The 25651-nt window shown below is 65.8% G+C and carries 22 protein-coding genes; 13 read left to right on the top strand and 9 right to left on the bottom strand.

Annotation, left to right across the window (positions count from 1 at the left end; all coding sequences use genetic code 11):
• Positions 1 to 24 precede the first annotated feature (24 nt).
• Both EWH10_RS04260 and EWH10_RS04255 read right to left on the bottom strand, forming a co-directional pair.
• Complete coding sequence (locus EWH10_RS04260; protein WP_044660368.1) at positions 25 to 414, bottom strand: type II toxin-antitoxin system death-on-curing family toxin; 390 nt, start codon at positions 412 to 414, stop codon at positions 25 to 27.
• A 3-nt stretch (positions 415 to 417) separates the two neighbouring features.
• Complete coding sequence (locus EWH10_RS04255; protein ID WP_025547477.1) at positions 418 to 645, bottom strand: AbrB/MazE/SpoVT family DNA-binding domain-containing protein; 228 nt, start codon at positions 643 to 645, stop codon at positions 418 to 420.
• A gap of 102 nt (positions 646 to 747) precedes the next feature.
• On the opposite strand from EWH10_RS04255, the gene EWH10_RS04250 reads away from it, so the two are divergent.
• Both EWH10_RS04250 and EWH10_RS04245 read left to right on the top strand, forming a co-directional pair.
• Positions 748 to 1134, top strand: a complete 387-nt coding sequence (locus tag EWH10_RS04250; protein WP_044660367.1) for a PH domain-containing protein — start codon at positions 748 to 750, stop codon at positions 1132 to 1134.
• 171 nt (positions 1135 to 1305) lie between these two features.
• Positions 1306 to 1989 carry a hypothetical protein gene (locus EWH10_RS04245; RefSeq protein ID WP_025547473.1) on the top strand — a complete coding sequence of 228 codons (684 nt, stop codon included), beginning with the start codon at positions 1306 to 1308 and terminating at the stop codon, positions 1987 to 1989.
• 57 nt (positions 1990 to 2046) lie between these two features.
• Here EWH10_RS04245 and EWH10_RS04240 read toward each other — a convergent pair whose 3' ends face one another.
• The 3 genes from EWH10_RS04240 to rnd all read right to left on the bottom strand — a co-directional run bounded on the left by EWH10_RS04240 (position 2047) and on the right by rnd (position 4137).
• The gene (locus EWH10_RS04240) at positions 2047 to 2451 is read right to left on the bottom strand and encodes a DUF1801 domain-containing protein (protein WP_044660366.1); all 405 of its coding nucleotides are present in this window, start codon (positions 2449 to 2451) and stop codon (positions 2047 to 2049) included.
• 209 nt (positions 2452 to 2660) lie between these two features.
• Positions 2661 to 2957 (bottom strand): I78 family peptidase inhibitor, encoded by a 297-nt coding sequence (locus tag EWH10_RS04235; protein ID WP_083198933.1) that lies wholly within the window; start codon positions 2955 to 2957, stop codon positions 2661 to 2663.
• Between the two features lie 13 nt (positions 2958 to 2970).
• Entirely contained in the window at positions 2971 to 4137 is a 1167-nt protein-coding gene (rnd, locus tag EWH10_RS04230; protein WP_025547468.1) for a ribonuclease D, read from the bottom strand.
• Between the two features lie 128 nt (positions 4138 to 4265).
• Between rnd and aspS the strand changes: the two genes are divergently transcribed.
• The 5 genes from aspS (at position 4266) to EWH10_RS04205 (ending at position 9959) form a co-directional block, all read left to right on the top strand.
• Positions 4266 to 6050 carry an aspartate--tRNA ligase gene (gene aspS / locus EWH10_RS04225; protein WP_044660365.1) on the top strand — a complete coding sequence of 595 codons (1785 nt, stop codon included), beginning with the start codon at positions 4266 to 4268 and terminating at the stop codon, positions 6048 to 6050.
• Positions 6051 to 6144: 94 nt separating this feature from the next.
• Complete coding sequence (locus EWH10_RS04220) at positions 6145 to 7527, top strand: APC family permease (protein ID WP_083198931.1); 1383 nt, start codon at positions 6145 to 6147, stop codon at positions 7525 to 7527.
• A complete protein-coding gene (locus EWH10_RS04215) occupies positions 7524 to 8306 on the top strand; it encodes a polyphosphate kinase 2 family protein (RefSeq protein WP_025547463.1) in 783 nt (260 codons plus the stop codon). Before EWH10_RS04220 ends, EWH10_RS04215 begins: the two co-directional genes overlap by 4 nt.
• A gap of 86 nt (positions 8307 to 8392) precedes the next feature.
• Positions 8393 to 9706, top strand: a complete 1314-nt coding sequence (locus EWH10_RS04210; RefSeq protein ID WP_065846155.1) for a methyl-accepting chemotaxis protein — start codon at positions 8393 to 8395, stop codon at positions 9704 to 9706.
• 67 nt (positions 9707 to 9773) lie between these two features.
• Positions 9774 to 9959: a hypothetical protein gene (locus EWH10_RS04205; protein ID WP_025547459.1), complete on the top strand. Its 186-nt coding sequence runs from the start codon at positions 9774 to 9776 to the stop codon at positions 9957 to 9959.
• A 38-nt stretch (positions 9960 to 9997) separates the two neighbouring features.
• Here EWH10_RS04205 and greB read toward each other — a convergent pair whose 3' ends face one another.
• Positions 9998 to 10483, bottom strand: a complete 486-nt coding sequence (gene greB / locus EWH10_RS04200) for a transcription elongation factor GreB (RefSeq protein WP_025547457.1) — start codon at positions 10481 to 10483, stop codon at positions 9998 to 10000.
• 20 nt (positions 10484 to 10503) lie between these two features.
• Complete coding sequence (locus tag EWH10_RS04195; RefSeq protein ID WP_044660363.1) at positions 10504 to 12540, bottom strand: lytic transglycosylase domain-containing protein; 2037 nt, start codon at positions 12538 to 12540, stop codon at positions 10504 to 10506.
• 169 nt (positions 12541 to 12709) lie between these two features.
• On the opposite strand from EWH10_RS04195, the gene dapA reads away from it, so the two are divergent.
• From dapA to recA, 6 genes are all read left to right on the top strand, one after another.
• Positions 12710 to 13588: a 4-hydroxy-tetrahydrodipicolinate synthase gene (gene dapA / locus EWH10_RS04190; protein ID WP_065846154.1), complete on the top strand. Its 879-nt coding sequence runs from the start codon at positions 12710 to 12712 to the stop codon at positions 13586 to 13588.
• A gap of 44 nt (positions 13589 to 13632) precedes the next feature.
• Positions 13633 to 14115: an SsrA-binding protein SmpB gene (smpB, locus tag EWH10_RS04185; RefSeq protein ID WP_007683053.1), complete on the top strand. Its 483-nt coding sequence runs from the start codon at positions 13633 to 13635 to the stop codon at positions 14113 to 14115.
• Positions 14115 to 14708 carry a DUF2062 domain-containing protein gene (locus EWH10_RS04180; RefSeq protein ID WP_025547448.1) on the top strand — a complete coding sequence of 198 codons (594 nt, stop codon included), beginning with the start codon at positions 14115 to 14117 and terminating at the stop codon, positions 14706 to 14708. The genes smpB and EWH10_RS04180 overlap by 1 nt, the downstream gene beginning before the upstream one ends.
• Positions 14709 to 14756: 48 nt before the next feature.
• Entirely contained in the window at positions 14757 to 17183 is a 2427-nt protein-coding gene (locus EWH10_RS04175; protein ID WP_044662815.1) for a response regulator, read from the top strand.
• Positions 17184 to 17274: 91 nt separating this feature from the next.
• Positions 17275 to 17634 carry a response regulator gene (locus EWH10_RS04170; protein ID WP_025547444.1) on the top strand — a complete coding sequence of 120 codons (360 nt, stop codon included), beginning with the start codon at positions 17275 to 17277 and terminating at the stop codon, positions 17632 to 17634.
• 99 nt (positions 17635 to 17733) lie between these two features.
• A complete protein-coding gene (gene recA / locus EWH10_RS04165) occupies positions 17734 to 18807 on the top strand; it encodes a recombinase RecA (protein WP_044660362.1) in 1074 nt (357 codons plus the stop codon).
• Between the two features lie 433 nt (positions 18808 to 19240).
• On the opposite strand, the gene EWH10_RS04160 is transcribed toward recA, so the two are convergent.
• Positions 19241 to 23428: a translocation/assembly module TamB domain-containing protein gene (locus EWH10_RS04160; protein WP_044660361.1), complete on the bottom strand. Its 4188-nt coding sequence runs from the start codon at positions 23426 to 23428 to the stop codon at positions 19241 to 19243.
• On the bottom strand, positions 23428 to 25518 hold the full coding sequence (locus EWH10_RS04155) for an autotransporter assembly complex protein TamA (protein ID WP_025547441.1): 2091 nt from the start codon (positions 25516 to 25518) through the stop codon (positions 23428 to 23430). The genes EWH10_RS04160 and EWH10_RS04155 overlap by 1 nt, the downstream gene beginning before the upstream one ends.
• Between the last annotated feature and the right edge of the window lie 133 nt (positions 25519 to 25651).

Raw genomic sequence — 25651 nt, 5'->3', positions numbered from 1 at the left:
CGCTATTCCCGAACTAAAGGGACTTCATTCCGCCGCCAGATGGTCCCGAAACCAGGCGGTGGTTTCCTCCTCGCTCAGTTCTCCGGCCGCGAGAGCCAGGAAGGCTACTACCAACTCGGCGTCGGTGGCCGTCAGCACATAGCCGTTCAGCGCCAGGAAGGTTTCGCTGACAACTGCGGCGGTGCGCTTGTTGCCGTCGACAAAGGGATGGTTGCGCGCAATGCCATAGGCATAGGCAGCCGCCAGTTCCGCCGCATCGGGTTCATGATAGGCCGCCAGATTCTGCGGGCGGGCCATGGCGCTTTCCAGCAAGCCTGAGTCGCGCACGCCTTCACCGCCGCCATGTTCGGCCAACTGTTCGGCATGCGCCGCAAGCGCCACTTCGGCGCTGATCCAGACCCAATTGCGGGGCATGGTTTATTTCGCAAGCTCGCGCAGTGCGCGTTTGCGGCGCTGCATGACTTCCCGCGCTGCCGCCATCTGAGCGTCGAAATCGGGTTCGGCTGCGCTTAATTCGATGCCGCGCGGCGTGGTGACGACCGACAGGGTCTCGCCGACGCCGACATTGAGATGCGCCAGCACCTCCTTGGGCAGGATGACCCCGGCGGAATTGCCGATCTTCGTGATCTTGAGCGGTGTGTTCATACGGATGTTATAACCATTATCCGGCCGCGGTGCAAGCCCGGCGGCCTTGACGGCGGCGGGGCGTCCATGGTCAATGCTCACGACCAACCGCAGGGGACCGGCATGAGCGAGACATGGCTGTATGACGAGCATCCCGCGATGTTCCGCGCGCATCCCTTCCTGTTCATCCTCCTGCTGATCTCCGTCGTCGGCATCCTCGCCATCGGCGTGTGGTGGGTGTTGCACAAGGGGGAGCGGCTGGCGCTTTCCGACCGGGAAGTGCTGCTGGAACGGGGCCTTCTGGCCAAGCAGCGGACGGAGATCGCGCTTTCCAGCATCCGCAGCGTGCGCATCACCCAGACGTTGGGCCAGCGCATCTTCAACGTCGGCAATGTGGAACTGTTCAGCGCCGGGGACATGGCGGAAATCGCGATCAAGTCCATGCCGCGGCCGGACCGCATCCGGGCGATCGCGGCTTCGCGCAATCTCGACCTGCTGCCCCAGCGGTAGGAGAATGGTGAACAGCCTCTTGACTTGTCCGCATTTATTTCAACGATAGTGCAATAGCGAGAAGGGGTGCTTTGGAGCGCCCACGGCCAGCAGGAAGGACGCCGGAGGAACGCCGGTCCGCAGTGGCGCGGGCAGGTGAGCAAGGGGTCGTCGTGCATGGGCTTGCGTGTGATGCCGTCGCTGCCAGAACTGACCGCGCAGCAGCAGGACGAAGTGCGTCAGGCTTGCGGTTTCGCCTGCGTCCGCTGTGGCGTGACCATCTACCGCTATCTTCGCTTGCCCGAAAGTCATGGGGTGACGCTGCTCTGCCCCACCTGCCATGGGCTGGTGGAGGAAGGGCGCCTGACGCCGATGCAGGTGCAGGGCTTCCATGCCAATCCCGTCGTGCGGCAGCGCCATTTCGCGCGGGACCGCCTGCCCTTCTCGCCGGAATTGCCGACGCTGATCATGGGCGGCTCGCAATTGCTGAGGGACACGCCGATCCCGCTGACGCTGGAGGGGGAGCCGATCCTGATCTTCGCGCCGCCGCGCCGAAGCAATGGCGCGACCCGCATCAGCGTGCGCATGGGTGGCCCCGATGGCGAGCCGGTGCAGGTCGTGAACGGCAATGAGTGGATGCCGACGGACGGTAGCTGGCACTTCCTGCTGCGCGGCGACCGCTACAGCATGATGGCGGCGCGGGGCGAGGGGCTGGCGGTGCTGCGCATCGTGGCGCGCAACCGCATTGCCGTCGAGCATCTGCGCACCACGATCAGGGGGCGGCGGCTGGAAGTGACGCCCGACTGGCTGGAGATCGACGGGAAGCGTTATGTCGGGCGGATCGGCAGCGGGACGCTGATCGGGCTGGAATGTTGATGGGGCGTGGGCGGCGCTGTGGTCTGATCCGTTGGTTATGGGCGCGCCGCTCTTCCATTATTCAGATGTCATCTGACTTTTCTTCCTCAGCCTGCTCATGTTGAGCGCCCCGGCGGCGCGAATCAGCGCCTTGAACGCGTCGGCATCGATTGTCTCGCCTTCCCTTATGTCGATGGCGCAGCGCACATTGCCGTCCAGGCTGGCGTTGAACAGGCCTGCCGGGTCCTCCAGCGAAGCGCCCTTCGCGAAGGTCAGCTTGACCACCGCCTTGTAGCTTTCCCCGGTGCAGAGGATGCCGCCATGCGACCAGACCGGGACGCCCCGCCATTTCCATTCTTCTACCGCCTGCGGATCGGCTTCCCTGATCAGCGCACGGACATGGGCAAGCGTTTCTCCCCGCCAATCGCTGAGTTCCGCGATGCGCCGGTCGATCAGCGCGGAGGGAGAGTCAGTGTCGTTCATCGGGCCGCTCCTCTTGCCCGGCACCCTAAACGGATCGCAACGAAACGGGAATGGCGTAGCGATGGTGCCAGGAGGGGCCTGCCTCCCCGCGCCACCGCTACGCCGCCCTTTGGGGACCACCCGTGGGGCTGGCCGCCCGCGATCAGGGGGATCGCGACCGGCGCCGGATGGGATACGGCTGTGCGGTATGGTTTATTCCATTGCGATCCTCAGCCGCAGCGCGCGGTCGTGATCGCCATCTTCCCGTCATAGCTGACGGTCAACCGGTCCGGGCGGAAATCCATGGTCATCGCCATGCCCGGCGCGCCCCAGCGCAGCGTGTGCGCGCCTGAAAGCCTGAGCAATTCGGCGCCGGTCGCCTCGCTAGCGGTCTGGCCGATGAAGCGGTCCAGCCCCTCGTCGCGGCATGGTCCTTCGGCGGTGGGCGGCGGCGTGGCGGGGCCTTCGCCGTTCGCGCCGGCGCAGGCGGCAAGCAGGGAGAGAAGGGGGAGCATGGCGGTTCGCATCCGTCCTGAACTCCTATTGCGTGCGGGTCATCTTGAGGCGGCCGTTCTTGACCGCGAAGGCAAGGCGGCCCTCGACCAGGTCGACCGCATCGCGGCCGAACTGTTCATAGCGCCAGCCTTCCAGGATCGCGAGGTCTTCCCGCACGCCGGCGGCCAGCGCGTCGATGTCGTCGCTGCGGGCGATGAGGCGCGCGGCGACATTGATGTCGCGCGAACGGATTTTCAGCAGCAGCTTCAGAAGGTCCGCCACCAGCGCGCCATCCTTGCCCAGGCCCGGCCGCTTGGGGTCGCGCTCCGGCATTTCCTCCTTGGCCAGCGGCTTGTGCGCGGCAAGGGCGAGCATCAGCCGATTGCCGATGTCGTTGGTCTTCCAGGTGGCAGACAGGCCGCGCACCTTGCCCAGATCCTCCTGCGTGCGCGGCGGGTGGCTGGCGATGTCGGCCAGCGTCTCGTCCTTGACGATGCGGCCGCGTGGCAGATTCTTGTCCTGCGCCTCCATCTCGCGCCATGCCGCCAGCGCCTTCAGGCGGCCCAGCACATCGGCCTTGCGGCTGGCGATGCGGACGCGTTGCCAGGCCTCGTCGGGCCTGTTCTCATAATTGGAGGGATCGCTGATCCGCTCCATCTCCTGATCCAGCCAGTCGCCACGGCCGGTCCGGCGCAGTTCCTCCAGCATCTTGGGGAAAATCTGGATCAGGTAGGTGACGTCGCCGATCGCATAATCGATCTGCCGCTTGTCGAGCGGCCGGCGCGCCCAGTCGGTGAAGCGCGCGCCCTTGTCGAGCTGCACGCCCAGCCAGGCGTCGACCAGATTGCCGTAGCCGATCTGTTCGCCCAGCCCCAGCGCCATCGCTGCGATCTGCGTGTCGAACATCGGATGGGGGGTCTTGCCGGTCAGGTTGTAGATGATCTCCAGATCCTGACCGCCCGCATGAAAGACCTTCAGCACATCCTCATTGTCGACCATCAGGTCGAGCAGGGGCGAAAGGTCGAGGCCGGGCGCCTTGGGGTCGATGGCCGCCGCCTCATGCTCGTCCGCGACCTGCACCAGGCAGAGATCGGGCCAATAGCTGTTTTCGCGCATGAATTCGGTATCGACCGCGATATAGGGCGATTTGGCGATCCGGGCGCAGAATTGGGCGAGAGTCTTGCTGTCGGTAATCAGCGGATGGATTTGCATATGGTCTTCGATCTTATTATGGGCTGGCCCGTCGCGCACGGGCTCGTCAATGCTTGACAGGACTGCCCATAGCGGCGCTGCAACAATTTGTCATTTCCGTAAAACGAAGCTGAAAGACCAAAAACGCCATGCATGCCTATCGCACCCACACCTGCGGCGCCCTTACGACGGCGGAGGTCGGCAATGAGGTGCGGGTGTCCGGCTGGGTGCATCGCAAGCGGGACCATGGCGACCTGGTGTTCATCGACCTGCGCGACCATTATGGCATGGTGCAGATCGTCACCGAGGTGGATGGGCCGGTGTTCAGGGTGATCGAGTCGCTGCGGGCCGAAAGCGTCGTGACCGTGACGGGCAAGGTCGTCGCCCGGGCGAAGGAAGCGGTGAACCCCAACCTGCCGACCGGCGAGATCGAGATTCGCGCGCTGGACGCGGTGGTGCTGTCCGCCGCCGCCGACCTGCCGCTGCCCGTGGCTGGCGAGCAGGAATATCCGGAAGACATCCGCCTTCGATACCGCTTCCTCGATCTGCGGCGCGAGACGCTGCACGCGAACATCGTCAAGCGCACGCAGATCATCCGGGACATGCGCCGCCGCATGGAGGATGCAGGATTCACCGAATATTCGACGCCGATCCTGACCGCGTCGAGCCCCGAAGGCGCCCGAGACTTTCTGGTGCCGAGCCGCATCCATGCGGGGAAATTCTACGCGCTGCCGCAGGCGCCGCAGCAATATAAGCAGCTCCTGATGGTCGCCGGTTTCGACCGCTATTTCCAGATCGCGCCCTGCTTCCGCGACGAAGACCCCCGCGCCGACCGCCTGCCGGGCGAGTTCTACCAGTTGGACCTGGAGATGAGCTTCGTCACCCAGGAAGACGTCTGGAACACCATGGAGCCGGTGATCGCGCAGGTGTTCGAGGCGTTCGCCGACGGCAGGCCGGTGACGCCAGCGGGCAGCTTTCCGCGCATCCCCCATGCCGAGGCGATGCTGAAATATGGGTCGGACAAGCCCGACCTGCGCAACCCGATCCTGATCAGCGATGTGACCGAGCATTTCCATGGCAGCGGCTTCGGCATCTTTGCTTCGCTGGTGGAGAGCGGCAGCGTGATCCGCGCTATTCCCGCACCGGGCGCTGGCGCGGGCAGCCGCAAATTCTTCGACGACATGAACAATTGGGCGCGCAGCGAAGGCTATTCGGGCCTTGGCTATATCAACATCAAGGACGGCGTGCCCGGCGGTCCCATCGCCAAGAACCATGGCGAGGAACGGACGGCGAAGCTGATCGAGGCGTTGGGCCTTGGCCCCAATGACGGCGTCTTCTTCGCGGCGGGCAAGGAAAGCCAGGCGGCCAAGCTGGCGGGTCTGGCGCGCATCCGCGTGGGCGAGCAGCTCGACCTGATCGACAGGGATCGTTTCGAACTATGCTGGATCGTCGACTTCCCCTTCTACGAATATGACGAGGATGAGAAGAAGATCGATTTCGCGCACAACCCCTTCTCCATGCCGCAGGGGGGATTGGATGCGCTGGAGAATCAGGACCCGCTGAGCCTCAAGGCCTATCAATATGACATGGTCTGCAACGGCTATGAAATCGCCTCGGGATCGATCCGCAACCAGTCGCCGGAACTGATGGTCAAGGCGTTCGAGAAGGTGGGCCTCAGCCAGGCCGATGTGGAGGAGCGCTTCGGCGGCCTCTATCGCGCGTTCCAATATGGCGCGCCGCCCCATGGCGGCATGGCGGCGGGCGTGGACCGCATCGTGATGCTGCTTTGCGGGGCGCAGAACCTGCGCGAGATCACGCTGTTCCCGATGAACCAGCGCGCGGAAGACCTGCTGATGGGGGCGCCCAGCCCGGCGGAGTTCAAGCAGTTGCGCGAACTGCACATCCGCGTCGTGGAGCCGCAGGCGAAGGCCTGATTCCCCCACCTCCGTTCGCCCTGAGCCCCAACGACAGGAGAGGCTTGCACTCCCGCTGAACCTTCGATGTAAGGACGGGCAAGGGGGACAGGCCATGCTCGACGAACAGATGTTGCCGGACAAACCGCCGGCCCTGGCGCGCAGCCTGGGCGTGGCGGGCGTCCTGTTCCTGACCCTGTCCGCGACCACCCCGGCATCCTCCGTCTTCGTCATCATACCCGGCATGTTGCAGGAGGCCGGGACCGGCGCGATCTGGGCGATGATCCTCGCCAGCCTGATCTGCGTCACCACCGCCTTCATCTATGCCGAACTCTCCTCCGCCTGGCCGGTGGCAGGCGGGGAATATGCCGCGGTGGCGCAGACGCTGGGGCCGATGGCCGGTTTCGTCATGCTGGGCGTCAATGTCTTCAACAATGTGCTCTTCCCGCCCGTCGCGGCGCTGGGCATCGCATCGGTCATGGCGACGGTGGCGCCGGGCCTGCCCGCCGTGCCGGTCGCGGTGGCGGTGATGATCGGATCGACGCTGGTCGCGGTCCTCAATATCCGCGTGAATGCGGTCATCACCGGGCTGTTCCTGCTGGTCGAACTGGCAGCCGTGGCCGTGGTGATGGTGCTGGGCTTTGCCGACCATGCGCGGCCGGCGCTGGAATTCCTGACCCATCCGGTGGTGGCAGAGACGGGGCAGGGCTTCGTCCCGGCCAGCGCCGCCTCCATCGGGGTGGCGACGACCATCGCGATCTTCGCGCTCAACGGCTATGGCATGGCGGTCTATTTCGGGGAGGAGATGCGCGAGGCGCCCAGACGGATCGCCGGAACCATCCTCGCCGCCCTCGGCCTCGCGCTGCTGTTCGAAGGCGTGCCCTTGCTCGCGCTGCTGCTGGCGAGGATCCACCTTGCGACCCTGCTGACCGTCGACGATCCCTTTGGCCTGCTGGTGCGGCAGCGGGGGAGCGCCGGCCTTTCGGCGCTGGTGTCGGTCGGCATCGTGCTTGCGATCGTGAACGCGATCATCGCCTGCGTGCTGGCCTGCGCCCGCTTCTTCTATTCGACCGGGCGGGACCGGGCCTGGATTCCGCGCATCGACGACTGGCTGGTGGCGATCCATCCGCGCTTCGATTCGCCCTGGATCGGGACGCTGATCGTCGGCGGGATGGGAACGCTCGCCTGCTTCCTGCCGCTATCGATGCTGCTGGTGCTGAACGGCACCGGGCTGGTGGCGATCTATGGCGGCATCGCGCTGGCCGCCATGGCCGGGCGGCGCAGCGGGGCGAGCGCCCATGCGCCCTATCGCATGCCGCTTTATCCGCTTGCGCCGGTCGTCACCCTGCTCGCGCTGGCCTATGTGGTCTGGACCAGCTGGCTCGATGCCGGAGAGGGGCGGCCCGGCCTGATTGCAACCGCCGCCCAGATTGCGGGTTCGGTGCTTTGGTATAAGCTCGTGCTTTGCCGCCGGGGCCAGTGGAAGGTGCAGACATGACCATCGACCTTGCCGATTATGAGAAGGGCGCGACGTTCAAGGGCGATTATGAGGCGAAGCTGGCCGAATTGCAGGAGCGGCTCGCCAAGATCCAGGTCGCGCACATCATCCACGACCGGCGCAGCGTCATCCTGCTGGAGGGGTGGGATGCGGCGGGCAAGGGCGGCATCATCAAGCGCATGACCGCCGACTGGGACCCGCGCTATTACAAGGTTCATCCCATTTCCGCCCCGACGGAGGAGGAGCGCGACCGCCACTTCCTCTGGCGTTTCTGGACGCGGCTGCCGGCGGGGCGCAACATCGCGATCTTCGACCGGAGCTGGTATGGCCGGGTGCTGGTCGAGCGGGTCGAGGGCTTCTGCTCGAAGGGCGAATGGAAGCGCGCCTATGAAGAGATCAACGCCTTCGAAAGGCAGCAGGTCGACGCCGGGACCAACATCGTCAAGCTGTTCGTCCACATCACGCAAGAGACGCAGGACGAACAGCTCGCCCAGCGGCTCGACACGCCGTGGAAGCGGTGGAAGACCGGCGCGGACGATTATCGCAACCGCGCAAGGCGGGCCGATTATCTGGACGCCATGCACGACATGTTCCGCAAGACCGACACCAAGGTGGCGCCCTGGCATGCCATCGACAATAATCACCGTCGGGCGGGTCGGATCGCGGCGCTCTCCTATGTCGCCAAGCGATTGGAAAAGCTGGTGCCGATGGATTTTCCGGAAGCCGATCCGGAAGTGGTGAAGCTGGCCGCCAAGGCCTACGGCTATAGGGTTCCGTAATAAAATCACTGAAAATCAACATCTTGTAACAAAATTGTCATCAAAATCTAACGGCTCATTTACCATTATGGGCTTAACCGGCCCCTATGTACGCACCCCCAATGCTCGACCGATCCTTGGACCATTCGGCCGGTCCGCTCCTCATGACGCCCAGCCCGGCGATCCGGCTGGGGCGGCCGCTCAGCGAGGCGGTCGATCATTTCCAGCATGACCCGGCGCTGCGGCTGCTGCCGGTACTCGATGCCGCCGACAGGCCGGTGGGAGCGATCTACGAATGCGACATGCGGCGCATCCTGTTCAATCCCTTCGGCCATGCCCTGTTGCGCAATCCCAGCTTCGGTGGGCGGCTGGACGATCATGTCCGGCACTGCGCGACGGTCGAGCGGCGCGCCAGCATCGAGACGCTGATCGACCTCTATGCCGCGCAGGGGCAGGGCTGCGAAGGCCTGATCGTGGTGGACGGGGATCGCTATGCCGGGGTCGCGGGTGGGCAGCTTCTGCTCCGGCTGGCGGCGGAGCGGGACGCGCGGGTGGCGCTGGCGAGGGTCGAGCGGCTGGAACGGGTGACGCGGGAGAGCGCGACGTTCCGGGCCGATGTCCAGGCGTTGACAGGGGACATGGTGGCGATGGCGGACATGCTGTCGCGTCTGGCCGAAGATGCGGCGGAACGGTCCGCGCATAACGGGCATGCGTCGGCCGGCATGGCGGTGGCGGCGGCGCAGACCGCCGACAATCTGGCCGGCATCGCCGTGTCCGGGCGGGAACTGGGGCTGCTGTTCCAGGCGATGGAGGATGAAGTGCGCGAGGCGGGGGCCGCCATTCGCGCCGCCGTCGACCAGACGCAATCGGGTGCGGCGCAGACAAGGATGCTGAGCGCGCAGGCCGACGGGATCGGGGAAGTGACCGCGCTGATCGACGCGATTGCGCGGGCGACGACGACGCTGGCGCTCAACGCCGGGATAGAGGCGGCGCGGGCCGGGGACGCCGGGCGGGGCTTTGCCGTGGTTGCGCGGGAGGTCAAGACGCTGGCGGGCCAGACACGCGATGCGGCGGCGGAGATTGCGCGGCGGATCGACCATATCCGCGCGACCGTCGGCCATGTCGCGCAGGGCCATGCGCATATGGATGCGGCGATCGCGACGGCGGATCGGCTTTCGGCCTCCGTCTTTACGGCGGTGGCGCGGCATGGCGCATTCAGCCGGGCGATTGCGGACAGCGTGGCGGAGGCGGGCGAGGCGAGCGGGCATGTCCGCGCCAGCGCCAGTCAGATCAGCGTCAATGCAGGCGATGCGGTGGCGGATGCGCAGGCGATGCGAGACGCGGCGAGCCGCCTGTCGGAAGAGGCGCATCGGCTGGATGACCGCGCCAGCGCCTTCATCCGCGCAATTCAGGCCGCCTGAAGGGAAAAGGGCTGGCTTCGGGCGGAATTCGGGTTAGGCTCTCCTTCCAGAAAGAAGGAGAGGATGCATGCTCGTCATGTTCGTGGGCGCCGACCGGACCGAAACCGCCGTCAATGCCGCGCAGGTCACCTTCGTGTCATCGGTGACGGACGGCACCCGCATCCGCTTCGGAGAGGGACGCAGCGTCACCGTGATCGAGCCGATCGCCGAGGTGATGGAGCGGCTCAACGTGATATTGCGGCGGGACGATTAGCGGGCTGCTCCGGCGGTTTGTCTTGGCATGGCCGATCATCACGCCGGATAGCTGATCGCCATCACCTCATATTCCCGCTCGCCCGCGGGCAGCACCACGCGGCGCAGGTCGCCCACGGCAGCGCCGCGCAGGGCGCGGGCGATGGGCGTGCTCCAGCCGATGCGGCCGGCGGCGGCGTCCGTCTCGTCATTGCCGACCAGCGTGACGGTGCGGTGGTTGTCGTCCTCGTCCGCGATGGTGACGGTGGCGCCGAAATAGACCTTGCTCTTGTCGGGCTGCTGGCGCGGGTCGACGACCCTGGCGTCCTTCATCTTGCGCGAGAGGCGCTTCAACTGGCCGTCGATCTCGCGCATCCGCTTGCGACCGTAGAGATAGTCGCCATTTTCGCTGCGGTCGCCATTGCCGGCCGCCCAGCTTACCACTTCCACGATCTTCGGGCGCTCGACTCCCAGGAGCTGGTCATATTCGGCGCGCAGCTTCGCGAAACCTTCCGGAGTGATATAGTTGGGATGGGGAGTGCTCATGCCCCGCCCATAGCGCAAGTTCAGCCCGGCGTCTGCTTGCCGAGATATTTGGACAGCGGCGTCGTCGTGCCCCGGAAGCGGGCGCGTTGCGGGTTCATCGCCTCATAGACCACGGCGTTTTCCAGCACGCGCTGGACATAGTTGCGCGTTTCGAAAAGCGGAATCTGCTCGATCCAGCGCAGCATGTCGGCGCCGGGCAGGCGCGGGTCGCCATTGGCGGCGATCCAGCGGTTCACATTGCCCGGCCCGGCATTATAGGCCGCCACCGCCAGCGGATAGCTGCCGCCATAATAATCGAGCATCCGCTGGAAATAGGAGGAGCCGAGCATGATGTTGTAGCTGGGGTCGTTGAGCGAACTGGCGTCATAGCTCATTCCCAGCTTCCCCGCCTGTTCGCGGGCGGTGCCGGGCATCAGTTGCATCAGCCCGCGTGCGCCCGCATGGCTGACGATCTGCCGGTCGAACTGGCTTTCCTGCCGGGCAATGGCGTGGACCATCGTCCAGTTATATTGCGCCTCCGACGGCACGGGCACGCGGGGAAAGGCGCTCTCGCCATAGCCGGTGAGGCCGCTCGACACGGCGCGGCGGCCGACCATCACGCCCATATCGGGCCGTCCGATGCTCTGCGCGAGTTCGACGGCGAGATAATGGTCGGCATCGCTGTCGGCATTATTGGCGATGGCGCGGGCGAATTTGCTCTGATCTTCCCAATAGCCCATCTGGCCCAGCGCCTTCACCGCCCGGACGACCGAGCGGCTGGCGAAGGCCGTGCGCTCTGCGGCGGAGATTTCGACCGGACGTTCCACGGCCGCTGGGGCAGGGATCGGCCGGCCCAGCCGTTCGAGCGCAAGCTGGCCGTAAAACTGGTCCGGAAAGGCCCCCGCGCGGGCGAAATAGCTGTTCGCGGTCGCAGCGTCGCCGGCCTGGAGCGCGGCGCGACCCGCCCAGTAGAAGCCCTTGGACTGGGTCTGCGGCGACTTGGCGGCTGTGGCGTAGCGGCGGAACATCTCCATCGCGTCCAGCGGCTTGCCAAGGTTGTAGAAGGCCGTCGATCCCGCCAGCCAGGCAAGGCTGGTATAATCGTCGCGCTCGCCAATGGGCCGGCTGTTGACGTCGGTGCCGGGCAGATAGGCGTCGTCCAGCTTGCTGGCGATGCCGTAGGCGAAGCTCCACTGGCTGTCATTGGCGGCGGCGCGCGCCTGCGTCAGCAGCGTTTCATACCATTTTTCCGCGTCGCCGGGACGGAAGGTCAACGCCGGACGGTTGGCGAGATATTGGCGGCCGGCGATCCAGTTGCCCGTGTTGAGCAGCCATGTCGCCTTGTCCGCGACGAATCCGGCGTCGGTCGCGCCCACGGCCTCCGCCAACTGCATCTTCATCGCCGCGTCGGGCGCCTTCTGGCGGAAGGCGATGCGCGCCTCATAGACCGGGCGGCGGGCCGGCGAGACATAGGCAAGCCTCCGCTGCGCGCCCATGATGTCGCCCTTCCACAGCAGCGCGTCGGCGCGCAGGTCATGCTCCACCGATGTCCATCCCGCGCCGAAGAGCGAAAGCAGCCGCGCCTCGTCATCGGGGGAAAGCGTGCCGCCGACCCACGCGTTGCGCGCGGCGACCCGCGCCTCGCCCATGCGGCCCTGCTGCATCAGCGCCAGCGCATAGCGGGCATTGCCGGTTGCGGTGCGCGGCGGGAAGCGGGTGAAGAAGGCGATGACCTGCCCGGGATCGTAGCTGTTGGGATTGATGCCGGTTTCCGCCAGCCGCCGCATCCGGTCCTCGCCCGGCCAGCCGGGATTGGCCATGATGAAGCTCATATAGGTGGAGGAGCCCAGGCCATCGCTCTGCTGGAGCGCGCGCCACTGGCTGATCGTGCCGGAGATCGACGGATCGCTCGCCACGCCGATTCGGCTTTGCGCGCGCTGCCACGGGCTGGGCTCGCTGGAGCTGGGAACAGGCTGCACCACGGCGCCGGGCGGATAGGCCGCGGCTGGCGCGGGGCCGGTGGTTTCGGTCTGGGCGCTGGCGCCGGCTGTGAAAAGCAAAAGAGCAATCAGTGGCATACGAACCGTGAGGGCTTCCGGGGCAGTTTCAAGACAGGAGAGCGATACCCTACTGGACATTATCGCAATTGCATCCTTATCAGGCCCTGAATGACGCGCTATAGCGCCCCGTTCGCGTGTTTCACGCTATCATGCCCCGGAATCCCGGTGAATTGAAGGAGTTTGTTGCATGTTTTCCGGGTCGATTCCGGCACTGATCACGCCCTTCCGCAACGGGGCGGTGGACGAGGCGGCTTTTCGCGCCTTCGTCGACTGGCAGATCGGGGAAGGCAGCAGCGCGCTCGTCCCTTGCGGCACGACGGGCGAAAGCGCGACCATGACGGTCGAGGAACATAATCGCGTCATCGCCATCTGCGTCGACCAGGCGGCGGGCCGCGTGCCGGTGATCGCGGGTTGCGGTTCCAACGACACCCGCATCGCGCTGGAGCATATGTTCGCGGCGCAGGCGGCGGGGGCCGATGCGGCGCTGGTGGTCGCGCCCTATTACAACAAGCCCAATCAGGAGGGGGTACACCGGCATTTCGCGCATCTGGCGGAGCGCTGTTCGCTGCCGATCATCCTCTACAACGTGCCCAGCCGCACGATCACCGACATCGGCGTGCCGGTCATCCACCGCCTGTCGGAGGAATTCCAGACCATCGTCGGCATCAAGGACGCCACCGGGAATCTGGGGCGGGTCAGCGCACAGCGCCTCGCCTGCCGGGCCGATTTCTGTCAGCTTTCCGGCAATGACGAAACGGCGCTGGGTTTCAATGCAATGGGCGGCAGGGGCTGCATTTCGGTCACGGCCAATGTCGCGCCGCGCCTTTGCGCCGAATTCCAGCGGGCGACGGCAAACGGCGACTGGCATGGCGCCCTTGCGCTTCAGGATCGTCTCTACCCCCTGCATGATGCCCTGTTCAGCGATTCTTCACCCGGCCCGGTCAAATATGCCCTTACGCGCGTTCGGCCCGACATGTCCGGCGAGGTCCGCCTGCCGATCACCTGGCCGTCGGAATCGAGCCGTGCCGCCGTCGACCGGGCTCTGGAGATCGCGGGACTGGTTTGATCGTCCCGCGGGCCTATATGGTGAAGCGAGTTAGTTAGAGAATAATGGCCCGTCCCCGTCCCGAAGCCTTCGACAAGAAGAAGATCGTCGCCGAGAACCGGCGCGCCCGTTTCGAATATTTCCTGGAGGATGTGTTCGAGGCTGGGATCGCCCTGCAAGGGACCGAGGTGAAGTCGCTGCGCTTCGGCGAGGGCAATATCGCGGAAAGCTATGCCGAGGTGAAGGGCGAGCAGGTGTGGCTGGTCAACAGCAACATCCCCGAATTCAGCCATGGCAACCGCTTCAACCATGAGCCCAAGCGCCCCCGCAAGCTGCTGCTGCACCAGCGGGAGATCGCCCGCATGCATGGCGCTGTCGAGCGCAAGGGAATGACGCTGGTGCCGCTGTCGATCTATTTCAACAGCCGGGGCAAGGCGAAGGTCGAGCTGGCGCTGGCCAAGGGCAAGAAGACCCATGACAAGCGCGACACGATCAAGGAACGCGACTGGAAGCGCGATCAGCAGCGCATCATGAAGGCGCATCGCTGATGGACAACAGGCTCTCCCGCTGGTGGCACGCCAATGCGCCTACCCGCGAATCGCTGGAAAACAACCGCTTTTTGGCCCCGGTGGCGCACCGGGTGCTGGAACCCTCGCTGTGGCGCTTCACCCGGCGTTCGGTGCCGCGCGGCGTGGCATTGGGGCTGCTGGTCGGCATCTTCCTGCTGATCCCCGGCGTGCAGATCGCGGGCGCGGCGCTGCTGGCGCTGCCGTTCCGGGCGAACATCCCGCTGGCGGCGGCGATGACCTTCCTCTCCAATCCCGCGACCACGCCGCTGTTCCTGATGGCGTCGGTCTATATGGGCAACTGGCTGCTCGGACGGTCGGCGGATGCATCGGGCTTCATGGCGCTGATCGACCGGCATGCCTCGATCCGCGAATGGTGCGCCTGGCTCTTTTCGGAGGCGGCGCCCGCCATGCTGCTGGGGCTGGCGCTGATTTCCCTGGCCTTTGCGGTGGTCGGCTACTTCCTGGCCGACTGGATCTGGCGTCATCGCATGGGCCGGAAATGGCATGCCCGCAAATTGAGGATTGGCAAGGCACGCGAAAGCAGCGCATTGGAGGAGGTCGCTTCGGCCTGATCGGCGGGAGCGGGCAATCCATTGTGAATGCAGGGGGATAGCCGGGCCGTGTCCGCGCGTGTGATCAGGGATGGAGACGCCTGGGCGGCCGACAGGTCGTCGCCCCTGGCCCTGCCGCTACTCATTCTGCTGGCGCTGATGTCCGCCGGGCTGGTGGTCTATGCCGCCGGCAACTGGGCGCTGGGCGCCGGGTTCGGCGCCGCGCTGCTGGCCGGGGCGGCGCTGCTGGGGTGGTATCGCCGGCTCTATCCGCAGGAAGTGGCCGTGGGTGAGGCCGTGCCCGACTGGACCGTGGCGCGCGCGGCGGCGGATGCCTCCAATATGGCGATCGCCGTCACCGATCGCGCCGGGCGGCTGGTCTGCGCCAGCGATCTGTTCGGGGAATGGTTTCCCGGTTTCCCCACGCCGCCCCATGTCACCGGCGACAGCAGCCTGTCCGACAGTCTGGGTAACGCTGCCCGCGCCGCCTGGCGCGACGGCGAGGCGCGGGTGGAAGGGATCGTGCAGGGTGCGCTGCGACTGGATGCCTTCCTCTGCCGTACCGGCCGGTCGGAGGATTATCTGCTGTGGCGCTTTTCCCCGGTGCGCCAGCCGAGCGCGCTGGACGATGTGCACCGCCTGCTGACCGGGGAAGCGGGGCGGCAATTGGGCGAAGCGGGCATCATGGCGGTGATGATCGGTGGGGAGGGGCGCATCCGGGCCGCCAACGGCGCCTTCCTGCTGCGCGCCGCCGGACGGATCGACGCCAATATCACCGGGCGCGATTTCGCCGCCCACATGCGGGTGGACGACAAGGCGCGGCTGTTCCTGGCGCGGGAGGAATCGGGCGGCATTCCGCTGCGGCTGTTGCAGGTGCCGCTGAAGCGCGCCGCCCAGCCGGCGGGCGCGCAATCGGGTGCGCAGGACGGGCCGATGCTGCTGCTGCTGATCGACGAGCCGGCGGGCAATGCGGGCGGCACGTCGGCGCTTTCCTATATCGAGACGCTGTTGTCGCTGCTGCCCTTCGGCCTTGCCATGGCGGATCGCGACGGTCGCGTCCTGTTCATGAACAAGGCCTTTTCGCGGGCGGCGGGCGTCAAGCCCGAGGAGAAGCCGAGCTATCCCGGCGACCTGGTGGTGCGGGAAGATCAGGCGGCGGTGGCCGACGCCGTGCGGCGCTTTGCGGTCGGGCCGCAAATGTCGGGCGATGTCGCCGTGCGCATGCGCAACCAACCGGACGAGCCGATCGCGCTCAGCCTGGCCGGCGTGCGCGGGTTGGGCGAGGCGGCGGTGCTGCTCTCCCTCAAGGACAATAGCGAGGAGAGCAAGCTCAAGCGCCAGGTCGCGCAGGCGACCAAGATGCAGGCGATCGGCCAGCTTGCAGGCGGCGTGGCGCATGACTTCAACAATATCCTGACCGCGATCATCGGCCATTGCGACCTGATGCTGATGCGCCATACGCCGGGCGACAGCGATTATGACGACATCCAGCAGATCAAGTCGAACAGCAACCGCGCGGCGGGGCTGACGCGGCAGTTGCTCGCCTTCTCGCGCCAGCAGACGTTGCGGCCGCAGATATTGCAATTGCCCGACATCGTCGCGGACGTCTCCAACCTGCTGAAGCGCCTGCTGGGCGAGAGCGTCAAGCTGGAAGTCAGCCATGGCCGCAATCTGGGTGCGGTGCGGGCCGATCCCGGCCAGCTGGAGCAGGTGATCGTCAACCTGGCCGTCAACGCCCGCGACGCCATGCCGGACGGCGGCACGCTCAATATCCAGACCTACGGCGTGCCCGCCGCCAAGGTGCGGGAGATGCGGTCGGACATATTGCCGCCAGCCGACTATACGGCGGTGCGGGTGTCCGACACGGGGCTGGGCATCCCGCCCGACATTCTTTCGAAGATCTTCGAACCCTTCTTCACCACGAAGGAACTGGGCAAGGGGACGGGCCTTGGCCTCTCCACCGTCTACGGCATCGTCAAGCAGTCGGGCGGGTTCATCTTCGCGGAATCGGAGCTTGGCCGCGGGGCGAGCTTCGTCATCTACCTGCCCGTCTATCAGGGCGCCGATGTCGATCAGGCCGCCCAGCCCAAGGCGCCCGTGCGCCGCAGCGAAACCTGGGGCACCGGCACCGTGTTGCTGGTAGAGGATGAGGATATGGTGCGCGCCGTCGCGGAACGGGCTTTATCGCGCCAGGGCTATAAGGTGCTGACAGCCAATGACGGCGAACAGGGGCTGGAAGTGCTGGCCGGAGACGAGAAGATCGACCTGCTGATTTCCGATGTGGTGATGCCGAACATGGACGGCCCATCGATGGTGGCGCGGGCGCGGGCGAGCCATCCGGACCTGCCGGTCTTGTTCATGTCGGGCTATGCCGAGGAACAGTTGCGCAAATCGATCGACATCGCCAATGTGGCTTTCCTTCCGAAACCCTTTTCCGTCAGCCAGTTGGCGGAAGCGGCGCGGGATGCTCTGGCGATGCGTCCTGCGGCGGAATGAATTTGAAGAATGAACTTCCGCGCGGCTTGTCGATTATGCCGGTGGGAAAAGGCCTTTGGGGTTGCGATGGGTAAGATTGGGGACCGCAAGCATGTCTGACGGCAAGACCATCCTGATCGTCGAGGATGAGGCAATGATCGGCATGATGCTGGAGGATTATCTCGACACGCTCGGATACCGGCTGCACGCCATTGCCGAATCGGTCGATGATGCCTGCGCCAAGGCGCGCGAGGGCGGCTTCGACGCGGCGCTGCTCGACTGCAACCTGCATGGCGAGAAAAGCTGGCCCGTTGCGGACATATTGGCGCAGAGCGGCATACCCTTCGTCTTTGCGACGGGCGGCATGGCGGACGATCTGCCGACCAGCCATGCCGACCGGCCGACCCTGGCCAAGCCCTTCACGATCGGCGCGGTCGAGCGCGCGCTGAACAAGGCGCTGAGCGCCGCATAAGAAAATTTCGTTCCCCTCTTGTTCCATTAGAACAAACAGGATACATGGTGGCCACGCGCCATCCGGACCGGCGCGTTCCGCTTGACAGGGGATAGGCCGATGACCGCAATGCTCTCACTCATCGATTCCAAGAAGACAGGGACAATGGACAGACAGAAAGCATTGGAAGCGGCCCTTTCCCAGATCGACCGTGCCTTCGGCAAGGGGTCGGCCATGAAGCTGGGCAGCCGCGAGAAGATCGAGATCGAGGCGATCTCGACCGGATCGCTGGGGCTGGACATCGCGCTTGGCATTGGTGGCCTGCCGCGCGGACGTATTGTGGAGATTTATGGCCCGGAAAGCTCGGGCAAGACCACGCTGGCGCTGCACGCCATTGCAGAAGCGCAGAAGACCGGCGGCATCGCGGCCTTTGTCGATGCGGAACATGCGCTCGATCCTGTCTATGCGAAGAAGCTGGGCGTCGACATCGACGAACTGATCGTGTCGCAGCCGGATACCGGCGAACAGGCGCTGGAGATCGTCGACACGCTGGTGCGCTCCAATGCCATCGACGTGCTGGTGGTGGACTCGGTCGCCGCGCTGGTTCCGCGTGCGGAAATCGAGGGCGAGATGGGCGACAGCCATGTCGGCCTGCAGGCCCGCCTGATGAGCCAGGCGCTGCGCAAGCTGACCGGCTCCATCTCCCGCTCGCGCTGCCTGGTGATCTTCATCAACCAGGTCCGCATGAAGATCGGCGTCATGTACGGCAATCCCGAAACGACGACGGGCGGCAACGCGCTCAAATTCTACGCCTCGGTTCGCCTCGACATCCGTCGCACCGGCCAGATCAAGGATCGCGAGGACATTGTCGGCAACGCGACCCGCGTGAAGGTGGTCAAGAACAAGGTCGCGCCGCCCTTCAAGCAGGTCGAATTCGACATCATGTATGGCGAGGGCGTGTCCAAGATCGGCGAACTGCTCGACATCGGCGTGAAGGCTGGGCTGGTCGAGAAGTCGGGCGCCTGGTTCTCCTATGACTCGGTTCGCATCGGGCAAGGTCGCGAGAATGCAAAAACCTTTCTGAAAGAACATCCCGAAATGGCGGACAAGCTGGAAAAGGCGATCCGCGGGAAGACCGAGGAGGTCGCCGAAGGGATGATGGCCGGACCCGAAGCGGAGGATGATGGCGAATAAGCGCTGACGGGCTTTCCGGCCGGATCAACCGGAAGGCTCCAGCGCGGCTCTGCCCGCCTGCCGCTTCACGCACTGAAAAGGCCCGCTGCGCGACTGGCGCAGCGGGCCTTTTACCTTCGGCCCGGGTGTCCGGATGGGATGTCCTATCCATGGAATTCTCTTTGCAGGCAGAGGCGTTGGGTGATGATTGGTCATGCTGCCGTCCAACACTCCGCGCCCCTGCAAAGGTTCCTCGAACAGACAAGTGCCTCGTAAGAACCCAAGCCAGACGCTGCCGTGATAGATGAGGGAGAGATCTGGGCTCCTGCCTTCAGGAGCGTAGTGAATCTCAGGAATCTCGCCCTACATTGAGACCCGGTTTTCTGCCCGTAAGTATCCAGCAAAGTCGCCCCTTGAACCCGCCCCGGACATTTCCATCCGACTGCTGATGGCGTCAATAATCCTTCGAATAGCGCAGATTGGCTGAAGAACCCGCATTGGTGCCGGTCTTCGACAAAAGGCTGAGCGTCTTGGACAGGGAGATTTCGAGCTGGGTGGCGGTGAAACCCTTGGGATCGGTGATCACCTCGACATAGATGTTGTTGGAGATATGCTGCCCGACGGCGAGGGAAGTGCCGCGCCCCGTCGCCTCATCGCCGCCGACGATGCCGATCCGGTCGACGCCCGACGCATTTTGCAGCTTGCCCATGGGATTGAGTCCGCCTCCGCCCCCACGCAGACCGTTGAGCGCCGCCGCCAACTGGATCGCCTGGGTGGCCGACAGGTTCGCCACATTGTCCCCGAACAGGATGCGCGCCAATATCTCGTCCTGCGGCAGCGTCGGCGTGGAAACGAAGGCGATGTCGGGCCGTTGCGCCGTGCCGCCCACGGCTATGCCTGCCGTCACATCGTCGATCCGGGTTTCGGCGCGGATCGCCAGCGTGGGATTCATCATCGGTCCGTTGAAGGTGATGATGCCCTGCTCCAGATCGAACTGATGGCCCGAGAAGCTGTAGCGGCCGCGTATCACCTCGATCTTGCCAACCACGCGCGGATCGTTCGCGGTGCCGGTGACGCGCATGTTCGTCTTCCATTCGGAATCGAGGCCCATGCCGGTCACATAGATTTCGTTATCGGCGCGAACGCGCACGTCCAGCTTCCATGGGGTGGGCCTGGCGGCCGCCTGCCGTGCCGCAAGGCGCTGGTCGAGCAGGTCGGTCCCTTCGCCCTTGCGGCGCACGCCCGTCAACTGACGGATGTCGCTGCCTCCCTGCCAGGCGACGCGGTAGCGCGTTTCCGGAAGCGAAAGATCGCCCCTGATCAGGCCGCCATTGGCCGGGCTGTTGGTGATGGCCAGCGTGCCGCTGACCACGCTGGTGATCGCTTCGCTGCGGGCGAGGCGGGCGCGGTTCAGCTTCACGGCTATGTTCATCGGATAGCCGCTCTCCGCCGCCAGCCCCACCGTGCCGCTGGCCTGCACCGTGCCTTCGCCTGCCCGCCCGGAAAAGTCGCGCAGGTCGAGCCGATCATTGGTGAAGCGCCCATCCAGCCGCATCTGCGTGACGCGCGTGCCGAAGGTCTCATTCTCATAGGTCAGGGCATTGGCGCGGACCAGCCCGTTGAGCCGCGGGGCAGTCAGCCGCCCCCCGAAATCCGCCGCTACGGCGATCGGCCCCGTCAATTGCTGGTCGGCTAGCCCGGCGAAGGAAAACAGCACATCGGCCGGCCCGGCATAGCGGATGCCGCCGCCCAAGGGCGCGGATTGCAATTGCTGCGCCCAACTCGCCCCGGGTCCCGGCGGCGCCAGCGTCGCGACGAAACGGCCCAGCGTCGCATTGCCGCGCCGGATAAGGCCACGCATGTCGCCGCCTGCGCTCGACAGCTTGCCCTCGATCGCCATCGACACCGGATCGGACACGGCGGTCAGGCTGGAGCGGCGGAAGTCGTTGATCGCGAGGCGCGTGGTCGCGGTGGGGAAGGCGGAGCCATTCTGCGCGAAATCCAGCGTGCCGGTCGCTTTCCCGCCAATTCCCAATCCCGGTGAGGCCATGTTGACGATGGCGAGGTCGAAATCCTTGAACCGCGCCTGCATCGCCGTCTGCCGGCCGAAGCGCCCCGCCAGGTCGACCCGGCCCTGCGGCAGCACCAGCGTTGAGGGTTCGAGGCGATAGCCTTCCTTCTCGATCCGGATGATGGCAGGCCGGGCGAAGCGGAAGGGAATGTTGCTCGCCCGTCCCTCCAGCGCGACGGCGTAGAGCGTCGGGCGCAACGCGGCGTTCATGGCGATGGAGAAGGGCACGCCGGTCGATCCGTCAGCGACCAACTGCGCCCGGCCGCGTCCGCCGCGATAGTCGATCCGGCCGCGCGCCTTGCGCACGATATAGTCGCCATAGGCGGCGTTCGCCATCTGCACGTCGGCGTTGATCTGCGGCTGTTCGGTCAGCACCATGTTCGCCGTGATCAGCGCCCGGCCGATCACCACATCCGCTTCGCCCGGCAGTTTCGCATTGCTGGCGGTAGCGCTCAACTGCGCGCCCTGCGCCTTGCCCACCGCCATCAGCCGGACCGCGCCGGTGATGCCGGAACCGTTCATGGCAAGTTGCCCGGTGAAGGGACCGGCGGCGCTCTGCTGCACGCGGCCGTTCATGTCGATGCCGGCGAAACGCGCCCTGGCTATGTCGATGGTGAGCGGCCCCCTGGCAGTGCGGATTAGCACATTGGCGAAGAAGGGGCCATAGGCGGACCCGCCCGTGGCCTCGAGCCGATAGCCCGCCGCTTCGCCATTCAGCTTCGCCACCACGTCGTAAAGCTGCACGCCGACATTGGGCCGGGCGGCGCGGAGCACGGCATTGGGCCGCTCCATCGTGCCGCGCACGGTCAGCGCCAGCGGGCCATATTGGTTGGAGGTCGCCCTGGCGTCGAAGGCGATCCGGCCGTCGGTATCATAGCTGCCCGAACCGCTGTGGATCCGGAAATTGGGCGCCGCGCCTTTCAGGCCGGTGAGGGTGAACTTCCCCTCCGGCGTCATGCCGATGCTGCCGGAGGCGACGGCATTGCCGCCCAGGAAATCGCGGACGGAGGCGTTCTCCCAACGGGCCGTGCGGACGCCGAAACGGCCGGACAGGCCGAAGCCGCCCCGGGGCCCCGGCACCAGCTTCACATCGGTGTTGAGATTGACGATGCCGACGCCGTCGATCCTGTAGTCGTTGACCCGGCCCTTGAGCGCCCCGCGATAGATGGCGTTTTCCATGTCGGCCAGCACGATGGCGGTGGCGTCCACCCGGTCGCTGTCGATCTTCAGATTGTCGCTGATGAGCTTGCCCGCGGCATAGGCGAAGTCGCCCTTCACCCGCAGATTGTTGAGCAGGCCGCCCGCCGCGGCATTGAGGCCGGTGACGCGGCTGGCGGTGGCGCTTACCGGAATGCGGATGCGGTCGGCGTCGATCACGGCGCGCCCGCCGGCCTTCAGATTTTCGATCCCCGTGGCGTCGAAGGCGATATGCTTCGCCGTGATGTCATAGTCGATGAAGGGCGTCGCCATCGGCCCGTCGAGGATCACCGAAGCGCGCACATCGCGGCCCTTCACCTTCTCCATGATCGCGCCGGGGGTGAGCAGGGCGGCGTCGATCCTGAGCGCGCTGAAGCGGCTTTGGCCAAGGTCGACCAGACCCTGCGCGGTGGCGGACAGGGCGGGGGATTTCAGCGAGCCTTTGAGGTTCACCCGCCGCTCGTTCAGGCCCGCGAACAGGTCGACGTCAAGCGACGGCGTCGTCAGCCGGTCGACGGTCCCCGCAAAGACCAGCCCGGGCCGCAGCGGCCCCTTGGCGGTGAAATTGCCGTCGCGAGCGGCGAGCGCGATATTCGCCAACTCGCCCTTGCCGGACGTCGCGACCAGCCGCCCGTTCCACGCCTGCCACGTGCCCCGGCCGTCCAGCGTCGCGGTGAAGCCGTCGGTCAGGCCGCTCATCGCCGCGATGACGCCGCCCTTCGGCGCGGTCAGCGTGCCCTTCATGGACAGGCGGTTCTGCGCGGGCACGGCGTCCAGATTGGCCTGCAGGCGGTCGCCGCTGTCCACCACCGCATTGGCCGACAATATGGCGCGGCCGTCCGCGATATGGGTCACGCCGTCGATGGCGATCTCCCGCTTCTGGCCGATCACCGGCCTGGCGACGAGGAACCTCGCGATCTTCAGCCGATCGACGTCGATGTCGAGGTCGGGCAGGATCGGCGCATTGGGATCGCTTTTCGTCACGTTGAACTGCGGGCTGCGCGCCAGCACCACCAGCGGGCTTTCCAGCAGCCGCACCGAAATATGGTTGTCGATGTAGCGGAACGGGCTCCATACCACATGGACCCGCGGGGAGGCGGCGAACGGCCCCTTGGGATCGCGCAGCACCAGATCGTGGATCACCATGTCGCTGTAGATCGACCCTTCGATCCGCCCGACCGATATGCCCATGCCGGATTCCAGCTTCAGCGCGGCGATCTGTCGGATCAGGAATTTCTTGCCCGGCTGGGTGTTCAGGAACAGCAGCAGCCCGGCGACCAGCACGATCAGGGCGACGACCAGCCCGACGACCCACAGGACGATCTTCTGCCAGAGGGGACGCCTGACGACGACGGTGGCGGTTTCCTCGGCCATCAGAATGCCTGTCCGATGCCGATATAGAGCGCGAATTTGGATTCGCCCGGCTGCCGGTTGATCGGCATGGCTATGTCTGCGCGGAAGGGACCGAAATTGGTGTAGAAGCGGCCGCCGACGCCCACGCCGTACCGGATGTCGGAAAATTGCGGCATGGAACTTTCATAGACCTGGCCCGCATCGACGAAGGCGACCACGCCATAGTCCCCGAATCGGTAACGGCCCTCGACCGCGAATTCATTGACGGACCGGCCGCCGATCGGATCGTTGTTCGCGTCCTTCGGCCCCAGTTCCTGATAGCCATAGCCGCGTACCGATCCCCCCCCGCCGGCATAGATCCGTCGTGAGGGCGCCACATCGTCGCGCTTCACCCCGCTGATCGTGCCGACCCGCGTGCGCGCGGCGATCACCAGGCTGTCCGACAGGGGATAATAGCCGGTGAGGTCGAATGTCGCGCGCAGATAGGGGGAGAAGCTGCCCTGCAACGATCCTTCCGGTTCCGCGCGCAGATTGGCGCGGAAACCCCTGGTCGGGTTCAGCAGGTCGTTGGACCGGTCATAGCCGAGTTGCACCGGCAGGCCGCCGATGAAATAGGTCCGCCGCGTCTTGTCCGCCGTCGCCGGATCCACCACCACCTGTTCGTTGGTCAGCAGCACTTCCGCGCCATAGCTGTAGGTCCAGCGCTTCTGGAAGATCGGCGTCGACTGCCGCGACCAGCCGATGTTGAGACCCGCCGTATAGGCTTCATAGGCGTCGTAATTCTGGTGATTGAGCGTGATGCCGGTCTGGAAGGTCTTGTCGCGCTTGCCCGCATTGGATCGGCGGAAGGTGCCCGACGCGCCCTGTTCCTGCGTTCCGGCGATCACGCTGGCGATCAGCGCGCCTTCGGGCGGGAAGAGGTTGCGGTGGGTCCATGTTCCCTCCGCGCGGAAGCCCTGGCCGGTGCCATAGCCCAGCTCGCCCGCCAGCGTGCGCGGCTTGCCGGCCTCCTGCGCGACTTCCAGGTCGACATATTCTGTGCCGTCCGGTCCCGGCTCGCTGGTCCTGACCGGATCGACCGAGATGCTGGAGAACAGCCCCGTCGCCACCAGCGCCCGGCGGAGGTCGTCGACCTTGCGGCTGTCGTAAAGCTCGCCCGGCCTGAAGCGGCTGATGACCTTCATATGATCGGCGCCGAAGGCCTGCTTCTCGCCGGTGGTGGTGATCCCCCGGAACGATCCGCGCGGGCCCGTCTCCACCGGCAGGGTATAGTCTCCCGTCACCGTCGCGGGGTCGAGCAATATGTCCCGCTGCCCGACCTTCGCGAAGGGATAGCCATTTTCCGGCAGCTTGACGCCGACATTGGCCTCCGCCCCCTCGACCGCCGCCGCGACGATATAGTCGCCGGTCTTGAGCGGCAGGCTGTCGCGGATCAGGCCGGGCGGCACGGTCGGCCCGGCGTTGATGACGATGTCCCCGATCCTGTAGCGCTTCCCCGGCGTGACCGAGAGGACGGCCTTCAACGCCCCGTCGCCCGTCTGGTCGAGCGATGCGAGCGCGGTCGCGTCATAATAGCCCTCAGCATAGAGCAGCCTTATGGCGAGCGCCTCATCCTCATGGGCGCGGGCCTGCACCATTGCCGCCGTGTCGGCCTTGCCGCCGCCGTCGATCAGGGCGGAGGAATCGCGGAACGCCGGCTCCAGCCCGGTCTTGCCGAAGCCTTCCAACGCCACCGAATAGCGCACCGCCTGGGTCTTTTCATCGGGGTTGCCGTCAGTCGCGACCTGCGCCGGCACCTGCACGCTGTCGAGCGGCGGCAGCGGCTGGGCCAGTTCACGCTCCTCCTGCGGCTCGACCGCTGGCGGCAGTTGCTGCGCCGCGCCGGCTTCGGGCATCTGCTGGTCGATCCACTGGTCTATGGAGGGCAGCGGCGCGCCGGTGCCCGTTGGCGTTTCCCCCGTCTTGGGCAGGCGCGCCTCGAACTCGCTGTCGGGCAGGATCGGTTCTTCCTGCTGTTGCGGCGAAGGCGTCTGCGCCATCAGAGGGAGGGGAGAGGCCGCCATCATCATCAGACCCAAGGCTCGCCGGACCCGCTTCTGCCTTGAACCCATGGAAACCCGCTTTGCCCCTTTGTCCTTCGCCCGTTCAGGGCGCGAACAGGCAATACGCGCAAGCGGTTGCTTCGGTTCCGCCTGCGTCATGAAGGCAGGTGCTTCCCTCCGAATCCCAACCGGTCTAGACCGG

The organism is Sphingobium fuliginis (assembly GCF_004152845.1).
Classification (GTDB): domain Bacteria; phylum Pseudomonadota; class Alphaproteobacteria; order Sphingomonadales; family Sphingomonadaceae; genus Sphingobium; species Sphingobium fuliginis.
This window is presented reverse-complemented; position numbering and strand designations above follow the sequence as displayed.